Origin of the sequence: Exiguobacterium sp. s34, from assembly GCF_018617435.1 — a bacterium.
Classification (GTDB): Bacteria; Bacillota; Bacilli; order Exiguobacteriales; family Exiguobacteriaceae; genus Exiguobacterium; species Exiguobacterium aestuarii.
Window position 1 is genome coordinate 311,226 of the sequence record NZ_JACSKE010000001.1, and the last position, 14,122, is coordinate 325,347.

Genomic DNA, 14,122 nt, shown 5'->3' on the forward strand with positions numbered 1-14,122 from the left:
CTTCCATCGCTCATGCCGGGTGGATGACCAGGCAATATGCGTCATAGTCTGTTTGTTGTGTGAGGTTTATGCCTTGTTCCATCAAATAGCGTCCGCTCACGCGGCGCCCTTCTAGTTCGTACGTCCGTTCCAGGTCGAGCCCGCGAAGTTTCACGCGCAAGTGGTTCTTCCCGTATTGGCGACGGTCGGCGTTGACGAGGACGACATAGTCTTCGCCATCCGTATAGCCGACGGCGTGGAAACCGTCCCGTTTGAGTGAGGCGAGACGATGGCTCGTCCCGTGCTGCACAATCGGACGGATCGTCTTATACGTCGCAATCCACTCTTTCGCTTCCGACAGTTCTTCTTTCGTCCACTCGAGCAGGTTGCCACCGATACCGAGCGTCCCTTGCATCGCGCTGACGAATCGGTAAGCGAGCGGCAACGAACGGTTGTTCAACCAGTTCGGCGCGTCCGTCACCCAGCAGCTCATCATCTTGGCGTTATAGGCGTATGAGAAACCTTCCTGAATCGTGAGGCGATCGAGTGCGTCCGTGTTGTCGCTCGTCCAGACTTGCTCGACGCGCGAGAGGACACCGAGGTCAATCCGTCCCCCGCCACCGGCGCATGACTCGAATGTGACGTTCGGATGTTTTTCCCGCAACGTGTCGAGGATACGATATACGGCTTCCGCGTGACGGAGCCACAGTTCTTTTGCGTCACCTAAATGTGGACTGTCCGGTTCTGAAAAGGCGCGGTTCATGTCCCACTTGATATAACGGATCGCGTGTCGTCCGAGCAACTCGTCGAGCCATTTTGTCACGTGCGCCTCGACCTCAGGCAAGGCGAGGTTCAGGACGAACTGGTTCCGCGACGTCGTCGACGGGCGTCCGTCCGTATAGTAAATCCATTCCGGATGAGCCCGATACAAGTCAGAATCCGGATTGACCATCTCCGGTTCGACCCATAGCCCGAACTGGAGACCTTTCTCCTCGACGTAGCGGACGAGCGGGTCGAGCCCGTCCGGGAACTTCGTCGTGTTGACGTGCCAATCCCCGAGTCCGGCCGCGTCCGAGTGACGCTCGCCGAACCAACCATCATCGACGACGAACAACTCACAACCGATTGCGGCCGCCTCGTCGACGAGACGTTTTTGTCCATCCTCGCTGACATCGAAATAAGTCGCCTCCCACGAGTTGTAGAGGACCGGACGCAGCACGTCACGTGTCGCTTCCGGCATGATGACGTCGCGCTCAAAGTCATGGGCGTTCTGGCTCATGTTGCCGAATCCGCGTTGCGTATAGCCGATATAAGCCGGTGGCGTCGTGAACGACTCCCCCGTTTGAAGCGTCTTCGCGAAGTCGAACGGGTTGATTCCGCCCGTCACTTGTGTGAAGCCGAACTGGTCTTTCTCGAAATGGATCGCCCAGTTGCCGGAGTGACCGAGAAAGCCGTAAACGACGTCCCCATCTGTCTCCGTCGCATCACTGTCGAGTGCGAACCACGGATTGCTTTGATGACTCGTCAATCCACGACGGCTCTCGATCGTCTTCTTGCCTGGGAGAAGCGGACCTTGTTGGAGCTGGAACTCGCTCGTCCACGCCCCGCTGAAATGACTGAGTCGCATGTCGCGCTCAATGAGTCCGAGACTAAACGACTGCGCGCTCTCGAGCGTGACCGTCTCGTCTGCCGTGACCGTCATCTTGCGGGCGATGATGTCGTACGCCGGATAGAGCGTGAACTGGAGCGTCACGTGAAGCGACTGGATCGAATCGACCAAATCGAGTTCGAGCGTCTCTCCGTCGATTCGCGCATCACCGAGCGTGAACGCATGCAATCGTTCCGTCTTCGTATGGCTTTTCAACGTCGGTTCCGTATAGACGAGATCGCCGAACGAGCTGAACTCGTAAGCGGCCACCCCTTCTGGTGTCTCGAACGATGAGTGCAACACACGTGCGTCCGGCAGTTCGGTGATATCCGATTCATGCAGGCGTCCGCCGAGATACTGATGGACGAGTCGACCTCGTGCATCGACATCGAACACGTACGTGAGATTCGTCCCGATGAGGGCGAACCGATTGTCGTGATGAACGATCATGCCCCCACCTCCCGTTTAAGTAAGACGACTGCGAGCGGTTCGAGTTCGAGCGTGCCTGTTACCGTTTCCCCGTCAAGCGTCTGCCACGTGCCATCGAGTTCGACGGATGACGTGACCTCGGTCGAATGGTTCATATAGAAGCGAATCAATTGTCCGTCCCCGTGACGGTCGACTTTCTCGACATCGTCCGGGAGTCGGTTCGCGTCGATACCGGCGCGTGTGAGCGCCTCATGATAGACCGTGTCGAGCATCGCATCGTCGACCGATGAGCCGATATACGTCACGTCGCCTTTATACGTGTGGCGCGTGATCGCCGCCGTCCCTTTATAGAACGCCTTTCCGTAAGTCGCGAGTACATCTGCGCCCTTCGGTGTGATCAAGTCGCACCAGATGTTTGCCTCAGACACTTGGTCACCGAGTCGGACCTCGTTCGACTGGACGGCTTGTAAGCTCTCGTACTCGTCGATCTCAATCCCTGCGTATTCGGCGAACTTGCCAGGGAGCGTGAGGTTGTGGCAACGGTTGATCGGGTCCTTCACTCCAGTACGGTACGTGAAGATGACATTCCCGCCATTCTCGATATAGTCGATGAGCGTCTCGTCGAACACGTCATTCCCGAGGAAATAGAGCGGGACGATGACGAGCTTATACGAGTCGAGCGCGTCCCCTGGGAAGACGATATCCGTGTTGACGCCTTGGCGGACGGCCGCACCGTAGAAGCGGACGAACTCTTGCTTAAAGTTGAACGCATCCGAGTGCGGTTGGTGCGTCCATGCCCATAGGTTCTCTTGGTCGAAATAGACGGCGACGTCCGACTTGTACGCAGCCGCGTTGATCATGTCGCCATGCGCGTGAAGCTCCGACATGACGTGCTTCACTTCTTCGAATTTCCGTTTCGGTTTTCCGTCATGGTCGATGATGCCGTGACAGAACTCTTCCGTCCCGAAGTCCGCGGCGCGGAATCGGAAGTAGACGATTGCCTCGGCGCCACGGGCGACGGCCTGATGTGTCCAGAGACGGATATGGCCTGGTCGTGGTAAGTAACCGATGCGGCTCCATCCTTGGGCCCCGCTCAACTGTTCCATCACCCAGAATCCTTTGCCTTGTTTCGACGAACGGCACAGGTCGTGGTCGTGCGCCGTTTTCTCGAAACGGTTCGGTTCTGGCAACCCGCCCCAAACCGGATAGTTGTCGAACGAGACGTAGTCGAGGTCTTGGGCCATCTGTTGCTGATTGATTGCCATGTCGCTATAGACGAGGTTATGCGTGATGAACGCGTCCTCGTGGATGAGCGGACGGAGCGTGTCGACTTGGAGCTTGTTGAACGAGCGATACGCATCCGAACAGAAGCGGTCGAAATCGACGAGGAGTGACGGGTTATGTTCTTGGAACACGGTGCGAGGGACCGGAATCTGTGTCCATGCCGTATATGTATGGCTCCAGAAGACGGTCCCCCAAGCCGCGTTGAGCGCGTCGAGCGTCTCGTAACGTTCTTTCAGCCATTCCTGGAACGCCACTTGATCGACGTCGCCGTACGAGCGGTCCGACTGTTCATGTCCATACTCGTTGTCCGTCTGCCAACCGATGACGCGTGGATGGCGACCATACCGTTCCGCCATCTTGCGGGTGATGCGTTCACAGTACTCCCGATAAATCGGGCTGTTGACCGTATAGTGACGACGGGCACCGAAGCTGATGCGGACGCCGTCTTTCGTCACCGGGAGAATGTCCGGATACTTCTCGATGAGCCACGCGGGCGGTGTCGCCGTCGGCGTGCCGAGGACGATGTCAAAGTGTTCGCCGAACGTCTCGACGACCTCGTCCCAAAATGAGAAGTCGAACTCGCCGTCGGCCGGTTCCATCATCGTCCATGCGAATTCAGCCATACGGATGACGTTGACGCCGAGCTCTTTCATCAAGCGGATGTCCTCGTCCCAAAGTGCACGGTCTGTCTGTTCTGGATAGTAATCTACTCCTAAATACATGCTGTTCACCTCAATCGATTATTTGACCGCTCCCGAAGTCATGCCTTTTTGTAAGAAGCGTTGGAAGAAGATATAAAACACCATCGTCGGCAAGCTGATCAAGACGAGCGAGGCGTACAGTTTACCTGGGTCCCCGCCGAGCGCTTCCGTGAAGAAGGTCGGTGCCATCGTCACCGTCTGCTTGGCCGGGTCCGTCATGAACGTGAGGACCATCAAGTACTCGTTCCATGAGTTGAGGAACGCGTAGATTGTTGCTGTCGCAAGTGCCGGTTTGGCGAGCGGCATCATGACTTTATAGAAGATTTGGAACGTCGACGCCCCGTCGATATGTGCCGCTTCCATCAATTCGTTCGGCAATTCGTCGAAGTAGCTCTTGATGAGCATGAGTCCGAACGGGAGGAAGAAGGCGATCTCGGCACCGATTAGTCCCCAGTAGCTGTTGAGCCCGTCAAGTGTGCGCAACGTGAAGAAGAGCGGCACGATGAGCGAGGCGACCGGTAGCATCAATCCTGCCAAGACGAGATTGAACAATAGGCGCTTCCCAGCGAACTGGAGCTTCGAGAAGCCGAACGCCGCGAAGGCGAGGAATGAGATCGAGATCAAGATCATGAAGAAGGCGACGATGAAGCTGTTCAAGACGAACTGTGGGAAGTTCGGATTTTGAAGCGTCGCGATATAGTTTTCAAAGCCGTTGACACGTAAGCTTTCCTTAAACATGACGAAGATTGGGAACAACCAGAGGATTGCCATGAGTGACAGACCGATATTGGTGAACCATCTTCCTTTTTTCGTTTGCAGTTCCATCCGTTCTCCCCCTTAGTCCATTTTCTTCTGTACACGCATTTGGAAGTACGTGATGCCGAGCGCGATTGCAAGCAAAATGACAGCGACGGCACTGGCGTAGCCGACCTCTTGATGTAACATCGATTTCCGGAACAGGTACGTCGAGATGACCTCGGTCGAGTTACCCGGTCCCCCTTGCGTCGAGATCCAAACGATATCGAACGTCTTCAGACCACCGATGACCCCGAGGATCGTCAGCGTGAACGTCGTTCCTTTCAAGTTCGGGAAGACGACGCTCCAAAGCGTGCGCCAGAAGCCGGCCCCATCGATATTGGCCGCCTCGAACACTTCCCGTTCGATCGCGAGCATCGCCATGTAATACATGATCATCGACGAGCCCGTCCATTGGAAGATGTTAATCAAGATGATGGCATAGAGCGCGACATCCTGGTCGCCGAGCCAGTTCTGCTCAAAGGCACCGAGACCGATCATGCGAAGGAATTCGTTGATGTAGCCGAACTGGAAGTCAAAGATTTGCGTGAACGCCGCCCCGAGGACGACCGGGCTTAAGACGACCGGGAAGAAGAACACCGATTTGAAGAACGTCCGACCCACGCCTTTCGTGTGGAGCAAATAGGCCAACACGAGCCCGAGACCTGCCTGAATCGTGACCGTCAAGACGGTGAAGATGCCCGTGTTCTTGAGCGCATTATAAAATTCTGGGTCTTTGAACATGCGTCCGAAGTTCTCAAAACCGACATACACTTTCTCAAACGAGATCCCGTCCCATGAGAAGAGCGAGTGATAGGCGTTATAGAAAATCCCGTAGTAGATGAATGCGATGACGAACAGGACGGTCGGGGCGACGAACGCCCAGCCGATCAAGTTCTGCTTCATCCGCTCTTTCTTCCGGATCGGATTCGGCGCGCTCGGTGGTACCGACGTGAGCTTTGGCTTGGACTTGGTCAAATCGGTTGCTTGCTGCATAAGGTTCCCTCACTTTCAGATTCAAAAAATCGAGCGCCAGTGAGTCTGGCTACTGGCGCTCGTTCGATTATTTACCTTGGTCTGCGATCGCCTGGATGCGTGCGAGTGCTTCTTTCGCATCTTGTCCGGCAGCGATGTTTTGAAGTTCTTTCCCGAGTGCGTCGTATACTTTCGGATCACGGATTCCGCGCCCCGCGACAGCGTTCTTCACCGTCTCGTTCAAGATTTCATAAGACTCGCGTTCGACGTCGTTCGTGAACTTGTCTTCGTACGCCACTTCGATATCTTTGACGGCTGGTGCCATCTCAAACTTCTCCATGTAGAGCGCTTGCCCTTCGCCTTGCGTCATGTAGGCGATGAAGGCAGCCGCACCTTCTTGTTGTTTCGACTCTTTGTTGACACCGAGTGCCATGTCGATTGAAGCGATGACCGGTTGTTCTGTGCCACCTGCGAGGTTCGGCATCGGGACGAAGCCGATCTCGTCTTCGAAGTTGTTCCACTTGTCACGTTTCTCGACCGTCGTCATCGAGTGGGCTTCCCATGAACCGATGATCCACATCGCGGCTTTCTTGTCGAAGAAGTTGTTCATGCCGTCCATGTATGTCGCGAGACCCAAAGCGCCTTCTTGGAACACTTTGTCCTCGTACAGTTGTTGCCAAAGTTCAGCCGTCTCGACCATCTCTTTGTCCGTCCACTTCGCGTCACCTGCGAGCACGTCCTGGATGTACCCTGGTGCGACCTGGTGGCTCAAGACGTTGAAGACGTCGACACCGACCCATGCGTCTTTCGCACCGAGCTGCATCGGGATGACCTTGTCGCCTGATGCGTTGATCTTGTCGATGGCCGCGACCGTCTCGTCATATGTCTTCGGCGGTGTCACACCGTATTTGTCGAGGAGCGTCTTGTTGTACATGAGGTAAGCCTGTCCCGTGAAGCCGACCGGTACCGCATACTGTTCACCGTCGACCGTCGTCTGTTCGACGCCGAGCTCGATCAATTTTTCTTTCCAGCCTTCGCCGGCTGCTTTGTCCATGTAGTCTTTCGCTGGCACGAGGCGATCCTTGTATTGCGGGATCATCGGTTCCTTGAGACCGATGACGTCCGGACCGTCACCACCGAGCATCGCGACTTGAAGCTGTTGCTCATAGTCTTCGAGACGCTTGAATTTGACGACGTAGTCGTCTTGCGATTCGTTAAACGCCTTCGCCATTTCTTCCCCGACTTCCGGTTGTGGCGCCCAGCCCCACCATGTGATGACCGGTTTGCCGTCTTCCGTTGTCGCCGCCGCTTGTTCGTCATCGCCGCAGGCAGCGAGTAATGATGAGAGCATTAAGACAGATGATGCGAGAGCAATCGTCGTTTTTTTCATGTTCATTCTCCTTTTGAATGTGTTGTCACGCCACGATACGATGGCATAACTCCCGAATAAGATGGTCTGGCATCGGGCGATCCCCGAGCCGTGTTAACGTGTACGCGATCAGTTCCAAATCGAGCTTCGGTCCGTCTATGTATGGGCCGACGACGTAAAGGTCCGCCCCGAACGGCAATGCGTCCTGTTCTTTCAAGCGCCAAAGCAAGAGTTCGAACAAGCCGTCCATGTCGTCGAACGACACGTCATGCGAGAGCGTCGATGCTCGGAACAAGCGGATGTCACGCGTCTCGTCGTCATAGAGACGAAAGATGCCGTCGCGTCTTGAACGCGTGATAATCATTCTCGTCTCGTCACCTGTGAACGCTTCCATTTCGTCGAAGGCGACATCGTGTCGTGCGAACAATCGGGTCGCCCCGTAGCGACCGAAGATCGCGTGGAACTGGTCTTTCAATGGTGTCTCTTTTTGCATCGCTACCCCTCCAAACGTGTCGTTGAGAGTGTCACCCCTTACTTAGTAAATTAAATTTATTATCTAACTACACATAGACTATAGCACGCCCTTATTTATCTTGTAAACGCTTTCTTATAAAGAAATTAAAAATCGCCTTTCTCTAGGAGAAAGACGACTCGTGATTTCATTGGATTTCACCGAACATCTCGTTCGTGATGAGCGCCGCGGCCCCGAGTGCGCCTTGGCTGGCGTTCCAGGAGACGACACGGATGTCAGTCTGACGGGCATCGAGCGTGAGCGCCGTCTGGGCGACACGCTCCTGAATATTCGTCACGACGTCTGGCGCATAGTTGAAGAGTGGACCCCCGAGAAGAATTCGACCCGGATTCAACAGATGGATCATATTCAACGTGGCGATTCCGATATATTCACCGGCCCGTTCATATAGCTTTTGAACGTCTTGATTCGACTGGACGGAATCACGGAGGTCGTCGAGCGTCAGGTCATGCGCGAGTTGACGTGCCTCGTTCAAGATGGCACGCTCGCCCGCGACCGCCTCTAAACAGCCACGGTTCCCGCATGAACAGATTGGTCCGTCGAGCATGATGCGCATATGTCCGATTTCACCGGCGATGTGATGCTCCCCATCGATCAACTCGCCTGCGTGGACATACGCTCCCCCAATTCCGTACCCGGCATACACATAAAAGAACTCCTCGATACCGATAGCTTCTCCAAAATACAGTTCACCGAGCGCGAGCGTCCGGACATCGTTTTCGACAAAGACGTGCTGACCGAGACGTTTCTCGAGCTCACGCTTCAGCGGGATGTCGTGCAAGTGGAATCGTGGTGCGAACAAGACGACCCCGTCACCCGCCTCGACCATCCCGTGCACGGAGACACCGAGTCCGATGACGTCCCCTTTCGTGCGGTCGTTCAATGTTATGTACAGCGCGACGATGGCGTCAATGAACTCTTCGTTCGTGTCAAACCGCTCGTCATGCCATGCCTCGTCGAGCAGTTCCCCGTGGATGTTCGTGACGACTCCATGCAGCTTTCGCTGCGTCGCATCGATCCCGATGACGAAACGGTCGCTCGCTGCGAGTTCGAGCATGATCGGACGCCGGCCCCCACTCGAGACGCCGAGCTCCCGCTCATTAATCAGTCCTTCTTCTTTTAGTTCGTTGACGATGTTCGAGATCGTCGGTTTCGTCAAACTCGTCTTCTTGGCGAGCTCGACACGGGACACCGGCTGATGGAGCCGGATGAGCCGAAGGATGAGCGCCCGATTGTATGACCTCATCCATTTGGAGTTGCGTGGTGTTTTGTTCCCCATGACCATTCCACCTATTCCTGTCATTTTCTTTTAGTATAGCATGTTCAGGAAAGCGGTCAGTGGTTGACTGAAACATTCTGTCATCCTCTTTCATCGAAAAATGATGAAATATGTCTCTCCATGTCGGTCACAATGACTGATTCGCTGGTTAATACAACGCCAGCAGGAAAGAAACGCTATTCCCCCCGCCTAGCGACCGCCCTTATCACACATAAGCCCAGGGGATATCTCCGATAACATGAGGATTAAGGTGACAGAGGCGTTAGGCATTGATGTGACAACGACAGAAAGGAGAGGAATAGCGTTTATACTCGCTCTAACCTAGGAATACGAAAGAGCGCTCGGAAAAGAACCGAACATGAAAACGATTGACGAACAAATCACAGAATGGGAGTCGATGATCCATTACGTCATCCGCCACTTGAACATCCACCCGAACGAGCAAGACGACTGCGTTCAAATCGCCCGCATCGCCCTATGGGAAGCCTTGAACCGAGGCTGCACGCTGTCGAAGACGTACTGTTTCCAACGCATCCGTGGAGCCATCTTGAACCATCAACAAAAGAACGCACGACACTTAAAGCATGAGGTCGCGGCCGAACGGATCCCCGAACAATGCATGTCATCCGAGCGCCATCTGTTCGACTGGTTAGATGAACAGCGCAAGAATTTAACACCACGCCACTTCGAACTTCTCTGTCACCTGATTGACGGCACGGAACAAACGCTCGACTACTCCGCAAGCCGATTGCGGGCGTATAAGGCCGATGTTCAACGTGAGTTGCGAGAAGAGTTGTATTCGAAGGAGTGAACAACAATGGAACCGATTCAAATCAAAGAAGCAATCACGCGTTACTTGGAGGATGTAGAGGTGCGGCTACAACGCTCACCTGAGACGGTGAAGACGTATCGAAACACGTTACGTCAATTCGAGCAGATGATGCAACAATCGAATGTGGTGTTTCTGAAAGACGTAGATGAGACTGACCACGCGTTTCCTTACCGAGACACATTTGTGCGCGAGGAGCGAGCACACAACACGATTAAAAAATATGTGAGCGTATTGAAGACATTCATGGTCTATGCGGTCAATCAAGGGTGGATCACACGTAATCCATTTGTATTCGTCAATGTATCCGGTGCAGAAGCAAAACGGCAATCCGTCAGTTTAAGCCGAGAACAAGTGAATCAGCTGCTATACCATGCGCACAATGCGACGTTGTATAACATCTTTTTGATTGGCTGTGACGCCGGCTTCCGAATCAGTGAGACGTTAGATTTAAAACTCGAGGATGTATCGTTTGAATCGAATGATTTGATCATCCGACATGGGAAGGGGAATAAAATGCGGGAAGTGCCGATGACCGAACGGATCCGCAAATCGTTGGAGCGTTATATCCAAATCGAACGACCAAAACTAGACAAGGACTCGCCATACTTGTTCATCATGCCGAACGGGTCAAAAGTCCGCGCAAACTATGTGAATGAATATCTCTTGGAAGTGTCGAAAGAACAGCTCGGATTCGGAATCACGAGCCATGTCCTCCGTCACAGCTTCGCAACGGAACTCTATAACGCCGATGTCAAAATCACGAAAATCAGCCGGTTACTCGGGCATGCTTCGACTGAGACGACGGAGTTGTATTTGCACATTTCGAAAGAACAGAATCAAGAAACGATTGAAGTGTTGAATGCGAAGAATCGGGAGGTTAGTAAATTCGTGAAAAACAGAAGTAAATAAGAACATCTAAATTCAAGAGGCGAATGCAAAAAGCGAACATCCGAATCAGTCGGATGTTCGCCCTCATCTATAAAACGTTTGGGTCACATGGAAAGTCTCATGCCCTTTCTTACCTGTAACGAATTGTTCTCCCGAAATGGTCCACGAATGAGCAATCATGGATCCGTTATTATCTCGTTTCACACCTAAGTACGTACTCGAAGAAATTTGTCGCCTCCCGAGCATCCAAGCAGCAGCTAACGATTGCGCCAAGCAATTACTCGTCCACGGAGTGTGACGACTTGCTCTTGCGATTGCCAATTTGACATTTAACATACGAGGCTCATCTTTCTCTCGTATCTGGATGGGGTTATCTTTACCTAATCCTTTTGAGACAAAATGAAACGGAAGGAATAAGACACACGCACGCGCAATCCCTAGAAGACAAAATGCCTCGAATGCTAAAACGTATTCTTGTACACTATACCTCGGCTTCATCGCACCAAAACGATTTCTTTCGAGGCCATTTGTTCAACGAATGCAATCACATCTCGCTTACACACATCAGCATCGACTTCATATCGCTCGCATAAACGACTCACAATCTCCTGAACGGTACGTTCTTCTCCAACCTCTTCCCAAATGGCGACCCCCGTTTTTCCGATACTATAATACTTGCCATGTTTGATACTCATCATCACGATTTCACCGTCCATCGGTGTCGTTAACATATTTGGATTTTGTTTTACTGTTGTCGATTCATTGATTGTCATCATATCATTCACACCTTTATATGTAGTTGTTCTAACATCATGTCACAAATTTGCTGTTCAAACGGTATACCGATTGGTCTCTCAATTCGAAATATATAAACATGACTTGCGATACGCATAATCTGTTGTAAATACGATTCATGCGGCCGCAGGTGCGCAAGCAGCTCGTTTCGATAGGTATGCGTCAGCAACGTTTTAACCTTCTCGATCCCTGTAACATGACACATCTGTACATCAGTTAAATCTTGAACCGGACTCACCTCGAAAATAAACTGAAGTGGAACCATCTCTTTTGCGAATGCTTGTTGTCGAACGACCGAGAATTTGGTCCTACCTTCGACTTGCCGCGTGACGCCCCTCGCCGTTTCAATCTCCCAGCGTGTCACGACATCCTCCCATAGCTTTTGAGATGGGTACGATAGATGCACATATGGGACATCTTCTTTGAACGCGATAGCAGCGACATCGTCCGTCACGAAAGGATACCCTCTATCAATCATCGCATTGGCGATTGTAGATTTACCTGCCCCTGATTGACCCGTAATAAGAAGCCCGTGCCCTTCAACATCGAGCACACTCCCATGGAGCGGGACTACTTGACGTTGATGGAGTACACAACCTAAACATGAGCCGAGAAGATAAAGTTTCAATTGTTCTGTCGTTGCTTCAGGATTGGGATCAACCGTAATCGTTTGCCCGTTTTCAACTTGAAATCTTCCCACATCAGGGATATGTAAATAGAATCGTTGTTCCTCGATCGCATATACATCATTTTCAAATGTCGCTTGATTCGGACGCTGGACTTCGCCTTTTCGAATCCAGACGTCCCCACCGACACCAATAGGGACTTCATCCAATTCAATCTCCGACGATACCTGTAACCCGAACACTTCATAATGGTGCATATAAATCACCCCGCTTCACAATCTTTCCTTGTTCTAAATAAATTATTTGATCGGCTAACTGCGCAACTTCTTTTCGATGCGTGATGTAGATGATTGTCGTCTCGTGTTTCAGACGATGCAATGTCTGATGAATATTCATTTCTTGAGCTTCATCGACAGCTCCCGTCGCCTCATCCAAAATCAACAGTTTTGGACGTTTCGCCAAAGCTCGTGCAAGCACGATGCGCTGACGTTCTCCACCAGACAAGGAGTGACCGAAGTCACCGATTCTCGTCTGCAAACCATTCGGTAGATTATAGACAAAGGTAGCCTCTGCCATCTCAATGACCTCGTGCAATGCTTCATCTGTCAGATTTGGATGCCACTTTCGAAGGTTCTCCTCAATGGTCCCATCAAACAAATAAGGGTGTTGAGGGATGTACGCAATCAGCTCGAACCATGCAGTTCGATCAACAGAGGATAGCACACGGTCATCAATCAACAGACGACCACTCGTCGGTTGATGGAACCCTAGCAATAAATCAAGACAAGTACTTTTCCCTGAACCTGAGTGTCCTGTCAGTGCTACAGTCGTACCTGCTTGAATCGTCATATCAATGTGTTGAAGCGAGAATCCACGGTGCTCCGGATACTGGAACGACACGTTTTCAAAGCGTAGTTCGTGCACAAAAGAGATTGGTTCAACCGGATGCTTCGAGTCGCTTCGTTGTAACTGAGCAAGCGCTTTATGATAAGACTCAAAGCTCGGCAACGCCGACAAAATAGATTGAAGATGTCGTTGCGCATTGGAAAATGACGGCCAAAGTCGACTAAAAATCAAGAGAATCACAAGTAAAGATGCGATATCTTGACTGAATGCCAATAGACCAAAACCGAGGAAAAGACTAATGAGAAGCGCCGCCCCGATTTTAAAGGCGCTATCGACTTTCGTCTGTTGGACCGTGAATGCTGTGGTGTTTTGTTGAATGTCTTTGGTCGTCTCCTGAAAGTCTGAGATATGTCTCTGCTCCACCCCGTACGACTTGATTTCTTTCATCCCATTTAATTGATCCTGAACTGCTTGCTGCAAGTCACGATTGAGATGTTGTAGTGAGAACCCAAGTTGCCTAACATGTTTCATCGATTGATAAAATCCGACGAATAATAGTGCGCCACCAATCAACACGTACATCGTGAGCGTAGGAGACAAATAAAACGCAATCAACAGTTGCGGTATCGCGACAAGGATTAATGTCATGAGTTGAATCATCCCTTGGATACCTAAACTAATTCGGTTAATTTCAACAGTAAATAGGCTGACATATCGACTTTGTGAAGTTTGCACGACATCTGATGTTTCAGCCGAGAAAAGACTAGTGAATAAATCATCTCGTAATGTCTGGACGGCGCGTTGTAAGAGCGAGACACTCGCTAACGTCGCCTTTCGGTTCACCCAGACACTCATACAAATCAGTACAAAATATAAGACTAGGACGACCGCAAGCTGTATAGAGAACGACCAATCGCTTGGAAAGGTCATCCATACCTTTGTTTGATTCGGAAGGGGCAGACTCGTTAAAGATAAGAGGGGCAGAATCATCAGAATGCCAGCCCCAGTCAACAGTGCATTGAGGCTACTCCATGCGATGACTCGCCACACATCTCTTCGAAACGTTTGATACATATATTGAATGAACGTTTTCACGTCATGAATCATTTGGGATAAGTTCATCAATTGGCTCGCTTTCCATTAA

13 protein-coding genes are annotated in these 14,122 nt (G+C 51.8%); 2 read left to right on the plus strand and 11 right to left on the minus strand.

All coding sequences use genetic code 11. The features are described from left to right. Positions 1-10: 10 nt before the first annotated feature. The 7 genes from KNO87_RS01500 to KNO87_RS01530 form a co-directional block, all read right to left on the minus strand. The gene (locus tag KNO87_RS01500) at positions 11-2,077 is read right to left on the minus strand and encodes an alpha-galactosidase (RefSeq protein ID WP_214793263.1); all 2,067 of its coding nucleotides are present in this window, start codon (positions 2,075-2,077) and stop codon (positions 11-13) included. Continuing rightward, positions 2,074-4,062, minus strand: coding sequence for a beta-galactosidase (locus KNO87_RS01505; RefSeq protein WP_214793260.1), 1,989 nt, complete (start codon positions 4,060-4,062; stop codon positions 2,074-2,076). Before KNO87_RS01505 ends, KNO87_RS01500 begins: the two co-directional genes overlap by 4 nt. Before the next feature lie 18 nt (positions 4,063-4,080). Beyond that, positions 4,081-4,866: a carbohydrate ABC transporter permease gene (locus KNO87_RS01510; RefSeq protein WP_214786480.1), complete on the minus strand. Its 786-nt coding sequence runs from the start codon at positions 4,864-4,866 to the stop codon at positions 4,081-4,083. Between the two features lie 12 nt (positions 4,867-4,878). After that, complete coding sequence (locus tag KNO87_RS01515; RefSeq protein WP_214786479.1) at positions 4,879-5,832, minus strand: carbohydrate ABC transporter permease; 954 nt, start codon at positions 5,830-5,832, stop codon at positions 4,879-4,881. Between the two features lie 67 nt (positions 5,833-5,899). Continuing rightward, a complete protein-coding gene (locus tag KNO87_RS01520; RefSeq protein ID WP_251126547.1) occupies positions 5,900-7,201 on the minus strand; it encodes an ABC transporter substrate-binding protein in 1,302 nt (433 codons plus the stop codon). A 25-nt stretch (positions 7,202-7,226) separates the two neighbouring features. Further along, complete coding sequence (locus KNO87_RS01525) at positions 7,227-7,673, minus strand: hypothetical protein (protein ID WP_214793257.1); 447 nt, start codon at positions 7,671-7,673, stop codon at positions 7,227-7,229. Positions 7,674-7,839: 166 nt separating this feature from the next. Then, positions 7,840-8,991: an ROK family transcriptional regulator gene (locus tag KNO87_RS01530; protein WP_214793254.1), complete on the minus strand. Its 1,152-nt coding sequence runs from the start codon at positions 8,989-8,991 to the stop codon at positions 7,840-7,842. Between the two features lie 358 nt (positions 8,992-9,349). On the opposite strand from KNO87_RS01530, the gene KNO87_RS01535 reads away from it, so the two are divergent. Both KNO87_RS01535 and KNO87_RS01540 read left to right on the plus strand, forming a co-directional pair. Then, positions 9,350-9,802, plus strand: a complete 453-nt coding sequence (locus KNO87_RS01535; RefSeq protein WP_214793251.1) for a sigma factor — start codon at positions 9,350-9,352, stop codon at positions 9,800-9,802. Between the two features lie 6 nt (positions 9,803-9,808). Further along, positions 9,809-10,732 carry a tyrosine-type recombinase/integrase gene (locus KNO87_RS01540; protein WP_214793248.1) on the plus strand — a complete coding sequence of 308 codons (924 nt, stop codon included), beginning with the start codon at positions 9,809-9,811 and terminating at the stop codon, positions 10,730-10,732. A gap of 63 nt (positions 10,733-10,795) precedes the next feature. Here KNO87_RS01540 and KNO87_RS15545 read toward each other — a convergent pair whose 3' ends face one another. Genes KNO87_RS15545 through KNO87_RS01560 form a run of 4 tightly spaced genes read right to left on the minus strand, consistent with a single transcriptional unit; the run spans position 10,796 to position 14,100 of the window. Beyond that, positions 10,796-11,209, minus strand: a complete 414-nt coding sequence (locus KNO87_RS15545) for a lasso peptide biosynthesis B2 protein (RefSeq protein ID WP_214793244.1) — start codon at positions 11,207-11,209, stop codon at positions 10,796-10,798. Beyond that, complete coding sequence (locus KNO87_RS01550; RefSeq protein ID WP_214793241.1) at positions 11,206-11,487, minus strand: lasso peptide biosynthesis PqqD family chaperone; 282 nt, start codon at positions 11,485-11,487, stop codon at positions 11,206-11,208. Before KNO87_RS01550 ends, KNO87_RS15545 begins: the two co-directional genes overlap by 4 nt. 5 nt (positions 11,488-11,492) lie before the next feature. Continuing rightward, a complete protein-coding gene (locus KNO87_RS01555; RefSeq protein WP_214793238.1) occupies positions 11,493-12,389 on the minus strand; it encodes a hypothetical protein in 897 nt (298 codons plus the stop codon). Then, complete coding sequence (locus KNO87_RS01560; RefSeq protein WP_214793235.1) at positions 12,376-14,100, minus strand: ABC transporter ATP-binding protein; 1,725 nt, start codon at positions 14,098-14,100, stop codon at positions 12,376-12,378. Before KNO87_RS01560 ends, KNO87_RS01555 begins: the two co-directional genes overlap by 14 nt. Positions 14,101-14,122 lie beyond the last annotated feature (22 nt).

Bases quoted from the DNA above. Each gene is read 5' to 3' on its own strand.
- KNO87_RS01505 (WP_214793260.1), bottom strand. From the start codon at position 4,062: ATGTATTTAGGAGTAGATTACTATCCAGAACAGACAGACCGTGCACTT.
- KNO87_RS01510 (WP_214786480.1), bottom strand. From the start codon at position 4,866: ATGGAACTGCAAACGAAAAAAGGAAGATGGTTCACCAATATCGGTCTG.
- KNO87_RS01530 (WP_214793254.1), bottom strand. From the start codon at position 8,991: ATGGGGAACAAAACACCACGCAACTCCAAATGGATGAGGTCATACAAT.
- KNO87_RS01555 (WP_214793238.1), bottom strand. From the start codon at position 12,389: ATGCACCATTATGAAGTGTTCGGGTTACAGGTATCGTCGGAGATTGAA.
- KNO87_RS01535 (WP_214793251.1), top strand. From the start codon at position 9,350: ATGAAAACGATTGACGAACAAATCACAGAATGGGAGTCGATGATCCAT.
- KNO87_RS01520 (WP_251126547.1), bottom strand. From the start codon at position 7,201: ATGAAAAAAACGACGATTGCTCTCGCATCATCTGTCTTAATGCTCTCA.
- KNO87_RS01500 (WP_214793263.1), bottom strand. From the start codon at position 2,077: ATGATCGTTCATCACGACAATCGGTTCGCCCTCATCGGGACGAATCTC.
- KNO87_RS01515 (WP_214786479.1), bottom strand. From the start codon at position 5,832: ATGCAGCAAGCAACCGATTTGACCAAGTCCAAGCCAAAGCTCACGTCG.
- KNO87_RS01540 (WP_214793248.1), top strand. From the start codon at position 9,809: ATGGAACCGATTCAAATCAAAGAAGCAATCACGCGTTACTTGGAGGAT.
- KNO87_RS15545 (WP_214793244.1), bottom strand. From the start codon at position 11,209: ATGAAGCCGAGGTATAGTGTACAAGAATACGTTTTAGCATTCGAGGCA.
- KNO87_RS01550 (WP_214793241.1), bottom strand. From the start codon at position 11,487: ATGATGACAATCAATGAATCGACAACAGTAAAACAAAATCCAAATATG.
- KNO87_RS01525 (WP_214793257.1), bottom strand. From the start codon at position 7,673: ATGCAAAAAGAGACACCATTGAAAGACCAGTTCCACGCGATCTTCGGT.
- KNO87_RS01560 (WP_214793235.1), bottom strand. From the start codon at position 14,100: ATGAACTTATCCCAAATGATTCATGACGTGAAAACGTTCATTCAATAT.